At 70.8% G+C, this 16,713-nt stretch carries 13 protein-coding genes, 1 tRNA gene and 2 pseudogenes; 10 read left to right on the top strand and 6 right to left on the bottom strand.

Going from position 1 to position 16,713, the window contains the following annotated elements:
- Positions 1 to 386, top strand: a pseudogene (locus O7614_RS00075) (ATPase); the annotation flags it as partial.
- Positions 387 to 440: 54 nt separating this feature from the next.
- Positions 441 to 1,592: an ArsA-related P-loop ATPase gene (locus tag O7614_RS00080; RefSeq protein WP_278136472.1), complete on the top strand. Its 1,152-nt coding sequence runs from the start codon at positions 441 to 443 to the stop codon at positions 1,590 to 1,592.
- Between the two features lie 6 nt (positions 1,593 to 1,598).
- Here O7614_RS00080 and O7614_RS00085 read toward each other — a convergent pair whose 3' ends face one another.
- The gene (locus O7614_RS00085) at positions 1,599 to 1,919 is read right to left on the bottom strand and encodes a WhiB family transcriptional regulator (protein WP_145778553.1); all 321 of its coding nucleotides are present in this window, start codon (positions 1,917 to 1,919) and stop codon (positions 1,599 to 1,601) included.
- 407 nt (positions 1,920 to 2,326) lie between these two features.
- Here O7614_RS00085 and O7614_RS00090 point away from each other — a divergent pair, with 407 nt between their 5' ends.
- Positions 2,327 to 4,756: a transglycosylase domain-containing protein gene (locus tag O7614_RS00090; protein ID WP_278136473.1), complete on the top strand. Its 2,430-nt coding sequence runs from the start codon at positions 2,327 to 2,329 to the stop codon at positions 4,754 to 4,756.
- A gap of 95 nt (positions 4,757 to 4,851) precedes the next feature.
- Here the strand turns inward: O7614_RS00090 and O7614_RS00095 are convergent, their stop codons facing one another.
- Entirely contained in the window at positions 4,852 to 5,307 is a 456-nt protein-coding gene (locus tag O7614_RS00095) for a GatB/YqeY domain-containing protein (protein WP_278136474.1), read from the bottom strand.
- 25 nt (positions 5,308 to 5,332) lie between these two features.
- Here O7614_RS00095 and O7614_RS00100 point away from each other — a divergent pair, with 25 nt between their 5' ends.
- From O7614_RS00100 to O7614_RS00115, 4 genes are all read left to right on the top strand, one after another.
- Positions 5,333 to 6,226, top strand: a complete 894-nt coding sequence (locus O7614_RS00100; protein ID WP_278136475.1) for a metallophosphoesterase — start codon at positions 5,333 to 5,335, stop codon at positions 6,224 to 6,226.
- A gap of 251 nt (positions 6,227 to 6,477) precedes the next feature.
- A tRNA-Pro gene (locus tag O7614_RS00105) sits at positions 6,478 to 6,554 on the top strand.
- Positions 6,555 to 6,810: 256 nt separating this feature from the next.
- Entirely contained in the window at positions 6,811 to 7,635 is an 825-nt protein-coding gene (locus tag O7614_RS00110) for a class I SAM-dependent methyltransferase (RefSeq protein ID WP_278136476.1), read from the top strand.
- Positions 7,636 to 7,809: 174 nt separating this feature from the next.
- Positions 7,810 to 9,699, top strand: a complete 1,890-nt coding sequence (locus tag O7614_RS00115) for a hypothetical protein (RefSeq protein WP_278136477.1) — start codon at positions 7,810 to 7,812, stop codon at positions 9,697 to 9,699.
- 49 nt (positions 9,700 to 9,748) lie between these two features.
- On the opposite strand, the gene O7614_RS00120 is transcribed toward O7614_RS00115, so the two are convergent.
- Positions 9,749 to 10,222 (bottom strand): hypothetical protein, encoded by a 474-nt coding sequence (locus O7614_RS00120; RefSeq protein WP_278136478.1) that lies wholly within the window; start codon positions 10,220 to 10,222, stop codon positions 9,749 to 9,751.
- 120 nt (positions 10,223 to 10,342) lie between these two features.
- On the opposite strand from O7614_RS00120, the gene O7614_RS00125 reads away from it, so the two are divergent.
- Positions 10,343 to 11,626 (top strand): MFS transporter, encoded by a 1,284-nt coding sequence (locus O7614_RS00125; protein WP_278136479.1) that lies wholly within the window; start codon positions 10,343 to 10,345, stop codon positions 11,624 to 11,626.
- A gap of 643 nt (positions 11,627 to 12,269) precedes the next feature.
- Here the strand turns inward: O7614_RS00125 and O7614_RS00130 are convergent.
- Positions 12,270 to 12,496 (bottom strand): annotated as a pseudogene (locus tag O7614_RS00130) (bifunctional metallophosphatase/5'-nucleotidase); the annotation flags it as partial.
- Between the two features lie 154 nt (positions 12,497 to 12,650).
- Here O7614_RS00130 and O7614_RS00135 point away from each other — a divergent pair.
- Positions 12,651 to 13,448, top strand: coding sequence for an alpha/beta fold hydrolase (locus O7614_RS00135; RefSeq protein WP_278136480.1), 798 nt, complete (start codon positions 12,651 to 12,653; stop codon positions 13,446 to 13,448).
- A 187-nt stretch (positions 13,449 to 13,635) separates the two neighbouring features.
- Here O7614_RS00135 and O7614_RS00140 read toward each other — a convergent pair whose 3' ends face one another.
- Positions 13,636 to 14,286, bottom strand: coding sequence for a histone deacetylase (locus O7614_RS00140; RefSeq protein WP_278136481.1), 651 nt, complete (start codon positions 14,284 to 14,286; stop codon positions 13,636 to 13,638).
- An 11-nt stretch (positions 14,287 to 14,297) separates the two neighbouring features.
- Positions 14,298 to 15,077 (bottom strand): phosphodiesterase, encoded by a 780-nt coding sequence (locus tag O7614_RS00145; protein WP_278136482.1) that lies wholly within the window; start codon positions 15,075 to 15,077, stop codon positions 14,298 to 14,300.
- Between the two features lie 196 nt (positions 15,078 to 15,273).
- Between O7614_RS00145 and O7614_RS00150 the strand changes: the two genes are divergently transcribed.
- Complete coding sequence (locus O7614_RS00150) at positions 15,274 to 16,683, top strand: sensor domain-containing diguanylate cyclase (protein ID WP_278136483.1); 1,410 nt, start codon at positions 15,274 to 15,276, stop codon at positions 16,681 to 16,683.
- The last annotated feature ends 30 nt before the right edge of the window (positions 16,684 to 16,713 follow it).

Here is a 16,713-nt window from a genome sequence, read left to right on the forward strand (position 1 = left end):
TGACCGCGGTGCATGTGGTCACGCTGCTGGAGGAGATGCCGGTACAGGAGACGGTTGACGCGATCGCCGACCTGACCTCGCTCGGCTTCGGCATCGGGAAAGTGATCGTCAACGGCGCTCGGCCGCGGCTGCCGGCCGGCCCCGCGGTCACGGCTGCGGAGCTGCGACGTGGGCTGGTCGCCGCCGGGCTGCCGGCCGATCGGGACACCGTGGCCGGTTTGCACGACGAGGCCCGGGACCAGCTCATCCGGCGCGAACTGGAAGATTCGCTCCGCGCCGACCTGGTGGAGCTGGGGCTGCCGATGATCGAGCTGCCGTTGCTGCCCGACGGGGTGGACCGGGTGGGCCTCTCGACCCTGGCCCAGGCCCTCGTCAGCGCCGATTGACTCACACCTGAGCTCAGCACGGGCGCGTGGACCCACGCGGCCCGATACGCTCGATTGGTGCCTTCCGAAGACACGGCGCCGCAGCTGGACGTCGACCAGATCCTCGCCGACCCGGGCGTGCGGATCGTCGTGTGCTGCGGTGCCGGCGGGGTGGGAAAGACCACCACCGCCGCGGCACTGGCGCTGCGGGCCGCCGAACACCACGGCCGACGCACGGTGGTGCTCACCATCGACCCGGCTCGCCGGCTGGCGCAGTCGTTGGGCCTGACCGAGCTGGACAACACCCCTCGCCAGGTCAAGGGCATCGACGTCGAGAGCAGCGGCGGCGAGTTGCACGCCATGATGCTGGACATGAAGCGCACCTTCGACGACGTGGTGCTGCAGCACACCGATCCGGCGAAGGCCGCGGAGATCTTCTCGAACCCGTTCTACCAGGCAATGAGCTCGACCTTCGCCGGCACGCAGGAGTACATGGCGATGGAGAAGCTGGGCCAGCTGCACGCCCGCGGCGAGTGGGACCTGATCGTGGTGGACACGCCCCCGTCCCGGTCCGCGCTGGATTTCCTGGACGCGCCCGCCCGACTCTCCCGTTTCCTCGACGGCCGGATGCTGCGACTGCTGCTGGCTCCGGCGCGCAGCGGCGGGCGGAGCATGTTCAGCCTCGTCACGGCCTCGTTCGGGATGTTCTCGAAGGTGGTGCAGAAGGTGCTCGGCGCCCAACTGCTCACCGACCTGTCCGGCTTCGTGGCCGCCCTTGACTCGATGTTCGGCGGTTTCCGGCAGCGCGCGGAGCAGACGTACCGCATCCTCCAGGCGCGGGAGACGGCCTTCCTGCTGGTCGCCGCACCGGAGCCGGACGCGGTCCGGGAGGCCGCCTACTTCGCGGGCCGTCTGCGCGACGAGCGGATGCCGCTCGCCGGCCTGGTGCTCAACCGGGTGCACCGACCGGTGGTGCCCGAGCTGGACGCCGAGCAGAGCCGGGTCGCCGCCGAGCGGCTGACCGAGCTGGGTGGGCACGAGGCCACCGTCGACGTGTTGCGGGCGCACGCGGCGCTGGCCCGCCAGGCGGTACGCGAGCAGCAGGTCGCCGCGCGTTTCACCGAGGCGTTCCCGGCGGTGCCCGCGGTGTCGGTGACGGCTCAGCCCGCCGACGTACACGACGTCGACGGGCTGCGGACGATCGGCGCGGCGATCAGCCGGCCGTGACCGGCGTCAGTTGGTAGCGCTGACCAGGATCTTGTCCTTGCCGGTCTTGTCCTTGCTGTTCTTCTTCATCGCGGCCTCGAACATCTTGCGCCAGCTCGTCACCTGCGGGTGACGACGCAGCAGCGCCCGCCGTTCGCGTTCGGTCATGCCACCCCACACACCGAACTCGATCCGGTTGTCCAGCGCGTCGGCCAGGCACTCGTACCGAACTGGGCAGCTCCGGCAGATCCGCTTCGCCACGTTCTGTTCGGCGCCCTGTACGAACAACGCGTCCGGGTCCCCGTTCTGACATGCCGCCAGTGACGGCCAGTCAGTGATCATGCCCATGTGTACACGTCCCCCCTTGCAGTACCTACCGACCTCGTCGATGCACGTCAGCCGGCAATTCCCCCCGATCGCCCGGCCTGCCTTCCCCAAGGCGGCGCGGACGACATCTGGCCTTGTCGCCGCCTCCATCATGCTCTGTAGTCGACCGATTACGCAACGTTGTCGGCCAAATCCATCATTCCGGACACTCCCGGCTTCCCGGGCCTTCGACCGCCGGTTACCCCGCCCAGGTCGGCGATAACGCTGCGCCGCCTCGCTGAATCGGAGGAGACTCACGCCAGGTCACACGCAACCAAGCACCGGGGGTCGTGCGTTTAGCACAACGAGGGCAGCGCGCGCAGGAAATGGGGAAAGAACGCCCCAGCGCCCCTCGTTCCCTACTCGCGTACCCTGTCGAGGTGACCTGGATGCGGAAACGTGACCACAATGTGCTGACCAACGCCGCATCGCTACTCGTGTGTGGCCTGTTGGCCGGCGTGGTGGTCGCTGCGGCGGCCTTCCCCGCGGTGGCGATGTCCGGCTTGGCCGCCAAGGCCGGCGCCGAGACATTCGGCGCCCTGCCCACAGAGCTGACGGTGGCCCGCGCGCCACAGATCAGCTACCTGTTGGCCTCCGACGGCAAGACACCGCTCGCGACGATGTACGACGAGAACCGGCGCGACGTGAAGCTCGCCGACATCTCGCCGTACATGCAGAAGGCCATCATCGCGGCCGAGGACCACGACTTCTACAAGCACAACGGCGTCGACATCAACGGTGTCGCCCGCGCGTTCGTCAACAACCAGAACGAGGGCGCCGGCCGGCAGGGCGCGTCGACGCTGACGATGCAGTACGTCCGGCTGGCCATCGCCTACTCGGCCACCCACCCGGCCGACGTGGTGGCGGCGACCGAGGACACCAGCGCCCGCAAGCTCCGCGAGATGCGGCTGGCCCTCCAGGTCGACAAGGAGTTCTCCAAGGACGAGATCCTCACCCGCTACCTCAACCTCGCTTCGTTCGGCAACGGCGCGTACGGCATCTTCGCCGCCAGCCAGGTCTACTTCGGTAAGCCGCCGAGCAAGCTCAAGATCGAGGAAGCGGCGCTGCTGGCCGGCATGGTCAAGGCGCCGACGACGAACGACCCGACCACCAAGGCCGGCTACCCGCTCGCCCTGGAACGGCGCGACTACGTCATCGACAACATGGTCGAGATCAAGGCCATCACGCAGCAGGAGGCCGACGCCGCCAAGGCCGTCAAGCTCGAGGTGAAGGACAAGCGCACCCCGAACGGCTGCGTCTCCGCCAACGTCAACAGCTGGGGCTTCTTCTGCGACTACTTCTACCGCTGGTGGATGGATCAGGAGACGTTCGGCTCCACCACGTACGACCGCGAGCGTCGTCTGAAGAGCGGCGGCTACACCGTCGTCACCTCGATCGACGTCCAGGCGCAGAAGGCCGCGGACAGGGCGGTCCGCAAGGCCAAGAGCGAGAACAGCAAGGAAGCCGCCATGGTCGCGGTGGTCGAGCCCGGCACCGGCCGGGTCCGGGCGCTAGCGGTGAACCGGCAGTTCAAGCTGGACGATCCGAATAACCCGAAGAACAAGATCTCCAGCGACCCGGCGAAGAGCAAGAAGAAGATCCGGGGCAACTACCCGGCCACGGTGAACCCGCTGCTCACCGGTGGCGATGGCATCACCGGCTACCAGGCCGGCTCGACCTTCAAGATCTTCACCATCGTGGCGGCGCTGGAGAAGGGCATCCCGCTCAGCTACAGCATCAACGCGCAGAAGCAGTTCAAGTCGGAGTACATCATCCGGCCTGGCCCGGCGGCCTGCCCGGGGACCAGCTTCTACTGCCCCACCAACTCCACCGACAGCATGGCCGGCCCGCACAACATGTGGAGCGCGTTCGGCCGCTCGGTCAACACCTACTTCGTGCCCCTGCAGCAGCAGGTCGGTGCGGAGAACGTGGTCAAGGCCGCGAAGCGGCTGGGCATCAACTTCCGGTCCCAGGAGGACCTGGACCTGGAGAAGGGTGCGCACCAGTGGGGTGCGTTCACCCTGGGCGTCTCGCAGACCACCCCGCTCGACCTGGCCAACGCCTACGCCACCCTCGCCGCGGACGGCAAGTACTGCGAACCGATCCCGGTGCAGGAGATCCGCGACCCGGAGGGCAACAAGCTGGACATCGCCAACCCGCGGTGCGAGAAGCGGTTCAGCACCGACGTGGCCCGCGCCGCCGTGGACGCCGCCCGCTGCCCGGTCGGTGACAAGTCGTCGTCCTCGAAGTGCACGGGTGCCACCGCCGGCAACGTCCGCAACGACGTCGGTTACCCGGTGGCCGGCAAGTCCGGCACCACCGACTCGGAGAAGACCGCCGCGCTGGTCGCGATGACCAAGCAGTACTCGGTGGCCGGCATCATGGCCGACCCGGACTGGCCGCAGACGAACGTCAAGATGAAGCACGCGGAGAAGGACGGCATCAACCCGCCGGTGTGGGAGACGCTGCGGGACGCCATGAAGGGCAAGCCGAAGATTAACTTCGAGCCGCCCGGCCAGAAGATCTCCGAGGGCGACCAGCGCAGCATCCCCGACGTGAAGTGCATCTCGGTGGACCAGGCGAAGTCCCGGCTCAAGGGCGCCGGCTTCGAACCGGTCGTCTCCAGCGCGAAGGTCCCCTCCTCGTGCAAGGCTGGCGACGCCGCCGGCACCAGCCCGGACGGACGCACGATCAAGGGTGGCCTGGTCAGCATCCAGGTCAGCAGCGGCAGCGGCGCGCCGGGCAACACCGGCGGCACGCCGGGTAACCCGCCCGGCAACCAGCCCGGTGGTCGACCCGGCGGTCGTCCCGGCGGCTGAGCCGACGAGTTGACACGAACGGGCGGGCACCCTCCTCGGGTGCCCGCCCGTTCGTCTGTCCGGCCCCAGTAGGCCGACGCTGGTCCCGCTGCGTGTCAGAGACCGAGCTGTCGGCGTACCTCTGCGGCCACCCGGCCACCCTCGGCCCGGCCCGCCACCGCGGCCTGGGCCGCCTTCATCGCCGGGCCCATCTGGGCCTTCCCGGTGAAGCCGCCCGCGGCGAGCGCCCCCGACACCAGCTCGGCCAACTCGGCGTCCGGGAGCTGCCTGGGCAGGTAACGGTCCAGCACCTCACCCTCGGCGGTCTCCTTCGCGGCCTGCTCGGCGCGGCCGGCGTCGGCGAACGCGGTGGCGGCCTCCCGGCGCTTCTTGGCCTCCTTGGTCAGCACCGCGAGCACCTCGTCGTCGGTGAGGTCGCGCTTGGCCTTGCCGGCGACCTCGGCATTGCCGACGGCGGCCAGGGCCATCCGCAGCGTGGAGGTGGTCAGCTCGTCGCGCGCCTTGAGCGCGGAACGCATGTCGGCGGTGAGGCGGTCCTTCAGCGTGCTCATGGACGGTCAAACTACCCTGAACGCCATGCGAAAGCGCACACTATTCCGGCTTGCCGCCGGAACCGCCACGGTCGGCGCGGCCACCCTCGCGTACGCGTCGCTCGTCGAGCGCAACATGTTCACCCTGCGGCGGTACGACGTGCCGGTGCTCCCGGTCGACGCGGAGCCGCTGCGTGTGCTGCACCTGTCCGACCTGCACATGATGCCCGACCAGGCACGCAAGCAGCGGTGGGTGGCGTCGCTCGCCGCCCTGGACCCCGACCTGGTGGTGGTCACCGGCGACAACATGGCCCACCCGGGCGCGGTCCCAGGGGTGCTGCGGGCGCTACAGCCGCTGCTGGACTTCCCCGGCGCGTTCGTCTTCGGCTCCAACGACTACACCGGCCCGGTGTTGAAGAACCCGTTCACCTACTTCCTGCCCGACCGGGAGTACACCGAGGGCGTCGAGCTGCCCTACGAGGAGCTGCGTCAGGTCTTCACCGGCGCCGGCTGGGCCGACCTCAACAACGCCCGGACCATGCTGAAGGCCGGCGGTCGGCAGCTCGACCTGGTCGGCGTCGACGACCCCCACATCGACCGGGACGACTACCCTGCCGTGTCCGGCGCGGTCTCGTCCTCGGCCGACCTGTCCATCGCGGTGACGCACTCCCCCGAACCACGGGTGCTCGACCAGATGGCCGCGGACGGCTTCGGGCTGCTGCTGGCCGGGCACACCCACGGCGGTCAGGTCTGCGTACCGGGCTACGGGGCACTGGTGACCAACTGCGGCCTGCCCCGCTCGATGGCGCGCGGCCTGCACCGGTGGCCGGGCTCGGACTCCTGGCTGCACGTCTCCGCCGGCCTGGGCACCCACCCCACCGCACCGGTCCGCTTCGCCTGCCCTCCGGAGGCCAGCATCCTGACCCTCATCCCCCGCTGACCCGGCCCCCGGTGCACGCCGCGCCCCCCGGTGCACGCCGCGCCCGCCGGTGCACGCCGCGCCCGCCGGTGCACGCCGCGCCCGCCGGTCAAGACCCGCGCAGCATCGGGGATGTTGCTGCCTCGGCGCGTCCTGAGGCAGCAGCATCGGCGATGGTGTGCGGATCCTGGGTGGGCTGCGGGGTGCTCCGGGCCGCGGGGGTACCGAGTTTGACCATCGGACCGGGTGGGCTACTATTTGTCGGCACGCCTCGGGGTGTGGCGCAGCTTGGTAGCGCGCTTCGTTCGGGACGAAGAGGTCGTCGGTTCGAATCCGGCCACCCCGACCAGAGGTAACAGCAGGTCAAGGCCCCTCCACGGAGGGGCCTTGATTCGTATCCGGGCGCTTCGCCCATCCTGGGCGCAGGAAAAGGCAGTTGATGGTGACTGGCAGGCCGACGATCTGTGAAGCAGCGCCGCCGGCACGCGCTCGGCGGTGGCCTCACACGGGCTCTACGCAGCCGATATAGGTGTTTCTACCGATCCCTGGACGTGCTGTCACACCTAGCGTCGGTGGCACGACGAGCCGTCCGAGGGAGACCACTGATGACCACCGCACTCGATTTCACCGCCGTGAAGGCACGCCAGCAGGTGACCTGGGCAAGCGGCGACTACGGGGCCGTCGCCGCCCTCATCCACCCGATTGCCGAGTTGCTGGTGACCGCGGCCGACCTGTCGGCGGGCGCTCGGGTGCTGGACGTGGCGACCGGGACCGGCAACGCCGCCATCGCCGCCGCCCGCTGCGGCTGCGCGGTGACCGGCGTCGACTACGTACCCGAACTGTTGGAACGCGGCCACGCGCGGGCCTCGGCGGAACGGCTTCCGGTCACGTTCGTGACCGGGGACGCGGAGCGCCTGGCGTACGTCGACGGTGCCTTCGACGCGGTGCTCTCCGTCGTCGGCGTGATGTTCGCCCCGAACCAGGAGCGGGCGGCGGCCGAGCTGGTCCGGGTCTGCCGGCCCGGAGGCACGGTCGCGCTGGCGTCGTGGACGCCGCAGGGTTTCATCGGCGAGTTGTTCCGCACGGTGGGGCGGCACGTGCCGCCCCCGGCCGGGCTGCGCCCGCCGGTGCAGTGGGGCGACGAGGACCGGGTCCGTGAGCTGCTCGGGGCGGCCGTGCACGACCTTCGGGCGGTACGCCGGGAGTTCGTCTTCCGCTTCGGCACACCTGAGGAGTTCGCCCTCTTCTTCCGGGCCAACTACGGCCCGACGTTGAAGGCGTTCGAGGCGCTGCCCGAGGAGCGCCGAGCGGAGCTGCACGCCGACCTGGTGAAGCTGGCCCGTACGCGCAACCGGGCCACCGACGGCACGGTGCGGATTTCGGCGGAATACCTGGAGGTCGTGGCGCGGCGGACCACCGTTCCCGCCTGACACCGGCATCTCTCGTTGATCATCAATCCTATCGACGGGCCCCGGAGCCGGCCGAAAGGTGGTTGCCGCCTGGCTGCCGCGCGCGATCTGATTCGGTTGATCATCCGTTCAATCGACGGGTGACAACGGGGAGGAACATTCACTGTGATCAGATCCAGGCCGCGCCGTGGCATCGTGAGCGCGATCGCGCTGACGCTGGGCGTCAGCGGGCTCACTCTCATCTCCACCGCGAACGCCGCCACCGCAGCACCCCACCTGGACGGTCCGCCGTCGGTTCAGGTGGGGTGGACCGACTCGGCGACGCCGAAGAAGGCGTACCCGGTGGACAGCACCACCGACGTTCCGCTCGGCACCTGGCAGGACGACAAGGGCAAGAGCCACACCTCGCGGGTGTACGCCACCTTCGACCTCTCCGCCTACGAGGGCAAGAAGATCTACGGCGGCAAGGTGTTCCTCGAGGAACGCAGCGTCGCCGACTGCAGCAAGCGTGCCGTCGAGATCTGGCGGACGAAGCCGGTCACCACGACGCCGACCTGGAACCGAGCACCCGCGCCGCTCGCCAAGCTCGGCGAGGTCCTCACTCCGGTGCAGTTCTGCCCGGGGGCCTCCATCACGTTCGACGTGGGCGCGGCGGTGCAGGATGCGGTGGCACACCGGCAGCGTCACATCACCTTCGAGATCCGGGTGCCGGAGCAGTACGAGAGCGACGCGTCCTACGGCCGGCGGCTGCACCCGTACCGCAGCGTCGACCTGAACGTCGAGTTCAACTCGGTGCCGCAGATCGACACCGCCCACCTGTACAACGGTGGTCTGCCCTGCACCCAACTCGCGCCCTACCCGCGCATCGGCGGGTTCGCCAGCATCCTGGAGGCGGTCGGCAGCGACGCCGACGAGTACGACGAGCGCGCGGTCGAGACCGAGGTCGCCATCTGGCCGAAAGCCAACCCGGACGCTCGCCAGGTGTTCACCGGTGAGCACGGCCTCACCGGCCGAGCCAATCGGGTCAACCTGCCCGAGGGCACGCTGGTCGACGGCACCACCTACGTCTGGCAGGCTCGGGCGACCGACGGCGCGGACTACTCGCCCTGGTCGAAGAAGTGCTTCTTCACCCACGACCGCACCGCCCCCGTCGAGCCCACCATCACCTCGGCCAACTACCCGCAGGACAGCACAGGCGAGGCGGCGCCGACCGGCGTGTCGCCGGTCTTCACCTTCTCCGGGAACGGCGACAAGGACGTCGCCGGCTTCGAATACTCGTGGCGCAGCCTGGGCGGCCACGGCTGCTCGGCCAGCGGCGCGTACGGCCAGTTGGAGTGCACCCACCCGTTGGACCAGCCGGGATCGGTGCGGGCGAACACCCCCGGCGGTTCGGCGACCGTGACGATCGATCTGATCGGCTCCGGGCCGCAGCGGTTGAGCGTCCGCACGATCGACCTCGCGGGCAACGTCTCCGAGACCGTCGAGTACCGCACTCTGGTGCCGCGGGTCGAGCCCGAGGTGCGGGTGGAGAACGGTACGCCCGAGTGGGGGCAGGAAGTGCTGCTGAAGTTCGTCCCGGCCCCCGGTGTCACCGGTGTCCGCGACTACGAGATCACCCTGGACGGGGGAACGCCGGAGACGCGGGACGCCCAGGAGGACGGCACGGCCTTCTTCAGCTTCTTCGCCACGAACCCGAACGGGCACCACCTCAAGGTACGCAGCCGCAGCGACAACGGGTTCGTCTCACCGGAGGCCAACTGGTCCACGTCCTTCTATCCCGGCCCCGGGGTGAAGTCCGACGTCTACTCCTCGCCGGACGGTTCGGCCGTCGGCGGAGTGGGAATCGAGGGCACCTTCACCTTCTCCCCACCCCCGGGCTGGACGGACACCACGGCCTACCAGTACAGCTTCAACGGCGCCGAGCCGACCGAGGTGGCGGCCGACGCGAACGGCCGGGCCACGATCACCTGGACGCCGACCGCCATCGGGTACGTGGACCTGACCGTCTACGCCGTACGCGCCGACGGCACGGTCAGCGACTACCCCAACTGGTACTCGTTCGAGGTGGCGGCCTCCGCCTCCTGACCCACCCGGACACGGGGCGGCCACACACGGGTGTGGTCGCCCCCGTCCGTCAGTCCTGTCGTTCGGTGCGCTCGATCTCGGCGAACGCGGCGGCCAGGTAGCCGTCCAACGGCGCGCCGGTCGCCGCCAGCAGGTCCGCCACCAGCAGCGGTGCGTGCCGGGCCAGGGCCGACGCGTCCGGTCGCGACTCGTCACCTTCGGGGTCGTACACGCCCAGCGCCCCGGCCAGCAGGACGAGCACCACGTGCGGGTCGACGTCCGAACGCCACCGCGCCGCCCCCTGCACACAGCGGGTCAACACCTGGCGGACGTCATCACCGGCCAGCCCCTCCGGGTGGCTCTCCTCCAACAGCAGCCGGACCACGGCGCCCAGCACCAGGCCGGAGCGCTCGTCGGCGGCGAGCCCGACGACCGCTTCGTCGTACGCCTGCCCGTCACGTGCCTGGGCGGCGGCCACGGCCGCGGTGGCGGTCACCGCGATGGCGCGGGCGGTAGCGGGCAGATGTCGCCAGGTGCCGGTCATCGGGCCAGCATCGCAGACCCGGCGGACACCGTGCGATTGATCACCCGTCGGCCTCGGCGACAGCGGGGTGCGCTCAAAACGAGTCGCGTGGTGTCACACCCGACGAACAGAATGCCGGTCATGCTGCGTCGTGCCCTGCCCCGCCGTCGAGAAGCCCGCCGGATCCTCGTCGGCACCCTGCTGTCGGCGATCGGGCGTGGCCTGACCCTGCCGTTCCTGTTCATCTACCTGACCGACGTACGCGGGCTCACCGACGCCCGCGCCGGGCTCGTGATCGGTTGGTACGGCGCGGTCACCCTGGCCTTGTCGCCGCTGGGTGGGACGCTGATCGACCGGTTCGGCGCGCGTCGGATCGTGGTGCCCTGCCTACTGATCGAAGCGATCGGCACCGGTTCGCTCGCGCTGGTCGACTCGTCCGGGTCGGCACTGCTGGTGATGACGGTGATCGCCGTTGGCAGCTCGGCGATCTGGTCCGGGCAGAACACGATCCTCGCCTCGTTGACCGACGACGGTGAGCGGCAACGCGTCTTCGGGCTGAACTTCGCCCTGCTCAACCTGGGCATCGGCATCGGCGGCATGACCTCCGGCGCGATCGTCGACACCGCCCGACTCAGCACCTTCCAAACGATCTATCTGCTGGACGCGGTGACCTACCTGCTGCCGGCCATCATCCTGCTCACCCTGCCCGGGGTGGGTCACCGACTCGGAAACCGTCGTGGTGTCGACGAACCGTCGCCCGGCGGCTATCTGACCGTGCTTCGCGACCGTCCGTTCCGACGGCTGGTGATCTTCGGGCTGATCCTCACCACCTGCGGTTACGGACAGATCGAGGTGGGCTTCGCCGCGTACGCGGTGCGAGTGGCCGAGGTGGAGACCCGAGTGGTGGCGTGGGCGCTCGCCGCCAACACCGTGATGATCGTGCTCGCCCAACTGCTGGTGATCCGCCGGATCGAGGGGCGCAGCCGCACCCGTGCGCTGGCGGTGGTGGGTGCGGTGTTCGCCACCGCCTGGCTGGTCCTCGGCGTAGCTGGCCTGGTCAGCGGTAAGAACGCCCTGCTGGCCGCCCTCTGCGTGGTGGCCTGCTCGGCGATCTTCGGCTTCGGCGAGACGATGCTGTCACCGGTCATGCCCGCGTTGACCAACGCGTTGGCCACCGACGAGCTGCGCGGCCGGTACAACGCGATGAGTTCGATGATCTTCGGCATCAGCGGTGTGATCGGTCCGGTGACCGCCGGACCGCTCATCGGCGCGGCAGACGGCAAGGTCTGGGTGGCGACGGTGGTCGGCGGCTGCCTGATCGCCTCCCTGGTCGCACTATCCCTGCGCCGACTGCTCACCACGGACCAGGACGGCCGACTGACGCCGGCCCTCACCTCCCCCGAGCCGACCCCCACCCCCGCCTAACTCGGAAGTAGACCGACTTCCTCCCGATTAGGGCCGCTTCGCGCAGCGGAGCGACAAGGACTAACCCACACCCCGCCCTCACCCAGCACCCCCGGCGTTTAGTCCGGCACCCAGCGCCCGGGTGGCCCGGCGCCCAAGATCCGCGCAGGTTCCCCGATGTTGCTGCCTGCGGCAAACGGGAGACAGCAACATCCCCGATGTTGCGCGGATCTTGCTCCCGGATGCTGCCTCCGACCGCAAGATCACGCTCGATCCTGGTTCGAGTGGCATCCACGCGCCCGGAGGCCACTACTTCAAGGGTGCAGCGTGATCACGCGGCCGACACGACCGGCTGGGCGACCGGGCGAAACGAGGCGGGGCCAGGGCGAGGCGGGGCCAGGGCGAGGCGGGGCCAGGGCGAGGCGGGGCCAGGGCGAGGCGGGGCCAGGGCGAGGCGGGGCCAGGGCGAGGCGGGGCCAGGGCGAGGCGGGGCCAGGGCGAGAAGAGATAGGCAGGGGCGGGCAGGCAGGGGCCGGGACGAGCAGGCGGGGCGGCATGTGGACTGGACGGGTCGAGGACGGGTCGGGGACGGGTCGGGGACGGGTCGGGGACGGGTCGGGCCCCGGAGCGCTCACTCCGGGGCCCGACGTCGCGGGGTCGGCCGTCAGGCGGCGGGGACCTCGGCGGTGGTGCGGATCCGGTCCAGCGTCGGCGCGGAAACCGGCGACTGGGCGGTCAGGTAGTCCACGAAGGCGTCCAGGTCGATCTGGCCGGTGACCTGGTTCGTCCCCCCGGTGAGGGCGCTGAACCCGTCGCCGCCGCCGGCCGGTTCACCGTGATGCAGTACGTGGCGGTGGTGTCGGCGGTGATGCCGCTGATGGTGAGGCTGCCCCCGGACCACGCGGATGCAGGCGCACGGGGCGGCGTGGGTGCGGTGGTGCCGTTCGGCGCCGCACGAGTGTCGTCGGTTGCCGCCGTCTGCCGGACAACGTCAGATCCGGGGTCTAGAAAGGACGGGAGAATCGACACGGACGGAGACGGCATCGTGAGTGCAACGACACCGACGGTGGAGCAGGTGCGATCGGCGGACGGCACCCCCATCGCGTTCGAACGGTCCGGGGCTGGGCCTGCGCTCGTCCTGGTCGGCGGCGCGTTCAACGACCGCAACACGACACGCGCGCTCGGGGCGGCGTTGGCACCGGACTTCACCGTGTTCGGCTACGACCGTCGGGGCCGTGGGCACAGTGGTGACACCGCTCCGTACGAGATCGGCCGGGAGATCGACGACCTGGCCGCGGTGATCGCGGCGGCCGGTGGTTCCGCGGCGCTCTACGGGATTTCCTCCGGCGCGGTCCTGGCCGCCCTCGCGACGGCACAGGGCCTGCCGGTGACCGGTCTGGTCCTGTTCGAGCCGCCGTTTCAGGTCGGCTCGCACGTGGGCGTCCGGAAGGACATCACCGCGCAGCTCATCGAGCTGATCGCGGCCGACGATCGGGATGGAGCGGTAGAGGCTTTCCTCACCGCGTCGGTGGGGTTGCCGGCCGAGGCAGTCGCCGGGATGCGGGCGCAACCGATGTGGGGCGGACTGACCGCGATCGCGCACACCCTGCCGTACGACGCGGTGATCACGGCGGGCGGGCGACTGCCCGCCGACCGGCTGTCGACGATCACCGCGCCGACCCTCGCGGTGGACAGCACCGGGAGTCCACAGTGGCTACGGGACGGCAGCCGGGCCGCGGCCGAGGCGGTTCCTGGCGGGCGGTCCGTCAGCCTCGACGGCGGCAACCACGAGGTGCCGCCGACGACGCTCGCCCCCGCGCTGCGTGAATTTCTGCTCGGTTGACGGCCGACGCGCCTGACCGGCGTGCGGGAGCGGCCCAACGCCCCGGACCAGCCAGAGGCAGCAGCTCAACGCCGGGAAAATCGGCGCGACGAAGCGGCCCAGCGCCCGGGGCCGGCGTGCGGGAGCGGCCCAGCGCCCGGGGCCGGCGTGCGGGAGCGGCCCAGCGCCCGGGGCCGGCGTGCGGGAGTCAGCGCTCGACCAGGGCCTCGGTGACCAGGGCAGCGACGGCGTCGGGTGGCCAGGCGTCCGCCACGCCGGGCCGGACTGCCAGATAGCCGGCGATTCGTTCGGCTGGCCAGCCGTGCGACTCGCGCAGGCCACGGGCGATCATGCCGAGGTAGGTCGGCGCGGGTGGCCGGCACCGCACACCGGACGCTCCCTCGGGTGCGGTGAAGGTGAGCATCGGGACGCCGCTGTGACTGCCCGGGCAGACCAGCGTCTCGTACCGTCCGGGGCCGAGCGTCGCCCGTCCGTCGGCGATGGCGGCCTCGATGGCCACACCGGTCGTCCGGGCCAGGTCGTCGGTCTCGCCCGCTGGGCGGTACATCTCCTGTGCCGCGATGTCGGTGAACTGCTCCAGCGTCACCAGGTAGCCGCGGGCGGCGGCCTCCCCCGGCAGGTGCGGGTCGTAGAAGGCCATTCCTCCGGTCCAGGCGCCGGACTCACCGGCGAAGTAGATGCCGCCGGGCAGCGACACCGGCACCGACCGGCTCGGTGGGCGTCGGTCCCGGCATCCCGGGTACGTCCGCATTCCGCCGGGCGGGCAGCCGCCGCCGATGTACCAGCCCAGCCGGGCGGCGTGCATGTTCGAGCCGTACGCGACGTACCAGACCTGCACGGCGGGTGCCCTCAGAAGCCGCAGGTCTGGCCGGCGGAATGGCTCACCTGCACGGTGTGCGTCACGCAGCCGCCCGCCTCCACCAGGTGCAGCAGGAAGGCGGTCGGTTCGTCGACCCAACCGATCTGCTCGTCGGCGCTCATGGTGAGCGTGCTCTGCTTCCAGGTGCTGGGGGCGACGGTGAGCACGGTGCCCCCGTACGCCGTGGTGACCGGGCGGTGCAGGTGCCCAGCGGCGACCCGGACGACGTGCCGGTGCCGGCCGATCACCTCGGCCAGCGCCTCACCGTCGGCGAGCCGGAGCGTGTCGGCCGCGGGGATGCCGACCGCGACCGGGGGATGGTGCAGGAAGATCACGGCGGGCGTGTCGGGCCGACCGGCCAGCACCCCGTCGAGCCAGCCGAGCTGCTCCGCACCGAGCTGGCCGCTGCTGCTGCCGGGAATGAGCGAGTCGAGCACCACTATCGACGCCGCCTCGTGGTCGACGTGGTAGTAGGCAGAGAAGCCGCCGCCGAGCCAGGGGGTGCCCCCGAACGCGTCGAGCAGCGACTCCCGGTCGTCGTGGTTGCCGGGGACCAGGTGCACCGGCAAGGGGAACCGGCCGATCAGCTCGCGCAGAGCCGCGTACTCGTCGGGTCGCCCGTGGTCGACCAGGTCGCCGGTGATCACCACGCAGTCCGGTCGTGGGCGCAACGCGAGCACCCGGCCGAGCGCACGGTCCAGCCCCGCGGCCGGTGCGGCGGCGAGCAGGCCGGTGGTCAGGTGTGGGTCACTGAGCTGAGCGATGATCACGGATCGTCTCCTCGGCGCCGGGGTTCTCACGCTATCGCCGGGCGCTGGTTCGCGGTGCCCGCTGCCCACAGGCCGCGTCCACAGCCTGTGGATAGCACATGCGTACGAATAAGGTCGGTTTCGCACAGTCGTGAGTACGCTTGATCGCGCGGCTCGGCGCCGGCCGGGCTCCTCCCCTACCTGGAACGACGTGCGAGTGGATCATCAGCGAGTCATCCGTGACGTCACCGTCCGCCTGCCGATGGCGTCGAGTACGCCGGAAGCCTGTCGGTGGACGGTCACCGCGCTGTCCCGCCACACCCCGGCAACCATCTCCGTGCTGCTCGCGACACACGACCGTCTGCGCTGCGTCGCGGCGACCGGGGCCTGGCAGGTCTTCGCCACCGTGCCGGCGCGAACCGGCATCGTCGGCCGGGTGTACGCCACCGGCGCCCCCGCGGCCGTCCCGGACGTCACGGTCGATCCGGACTACCTTCCGGTACGCCCGGACGTGACGGCCGAGCTGTGCGTACCGGTGCTGGACCCGGCGGGTCGGCCGATCGGCGTCCTCGACCTGCAGTGGGGTGAGCCGGTCGAGCTGGAGCCGTGGCGGGAGACGGCACAGCAGGTGGCCGACCGGCTCGGTGCGCGGATCGCCGCCCTCGGCGGGCCACCGGAGGAGAGCCGCAGCGAGAAGCTGCTCCGGCACGCGGCCGCGCTCTCCACCGCGCCCACCGAGGCGGACGTGTTGGGCGTGGCGGCGTGCGCCGCGCGTGAGGTCTCCGCCCTCTCCACCGCGGTGCTGCTGATGGCGGGTCAGTTCGGCCCGGCACCGGCAACGCCGGGCGATCTGGAGATCCGGATTCGGGCCGAGTTGACCGAGTCGGGTCCGGCCGCGCTGGACCGGATGGTCGAGCGGGCACACCGGTACGGAGCTGGGTACACGCTGGGCGAGGCGGGCCATCCCCCGACCGAGGACTATCGTCCGCTGACCCGGGCCGGGGTGCGCACGCTGGTCGCCGTTCCGGTGGGGCCCCCGGAGGTCGGTGGGGTGCTGCTGGTCGCGGACGAACGCGCACTGCGCCCGGACCCGACCACGGTCAGCCTGATGGAGCTGCTCGCCGGGCAGGCCTGGACGAGCCTGGACCGGCTGCGCACGCTGGCCCGACTGCGGGAGCAGGCCAGCTCCGACCCGCTCACCGGGTTGCGGCACACCGGCCCGTTCGGGCAGCGGATCGCGACGGCCACCCCAGGGCGTACGGCCCTGCTGGCGATCGACGTCGACGGCTTCAAGACCGTCAACGACACGTACGGCCACCAGGCCGGCGACCGGGTGCTGGTCGGGTTGGCCCGGGCGTTGGAGGGCGCGCTACGCCACGGCGACGAGCTGTACCGGATCGGCGGCGACGAGTTCGTCGCGGTGATCGAGGTGAGCCGCCCCGAGGAGGCGGTCCGGATCGCCGAGCGGTTGGCCGAGGCGGCCCGACGCATCGGCCGCACGATCAGTGTGGGCGTCGCGCTGCCCCGCCCCGGCGAAACCCCCGACCGCACCCTGCGAAGGGCCGACCAGGCCCTCTACGCGGTGAAGCGCCAGGGCCGCGACGGCGTACGCCTGTCCGCTGCCTAGCCCCGCCCGCAACCACCGTCGATCATGGAG

This window comes from Micromonospora sp. WMMD961 (assembly GCF_029626145.1).
GTDB lineage: Bacteria > Actinomycetota > Actinomycetes > Mycobacteriales > Micromonosporaceae > Micromonospora.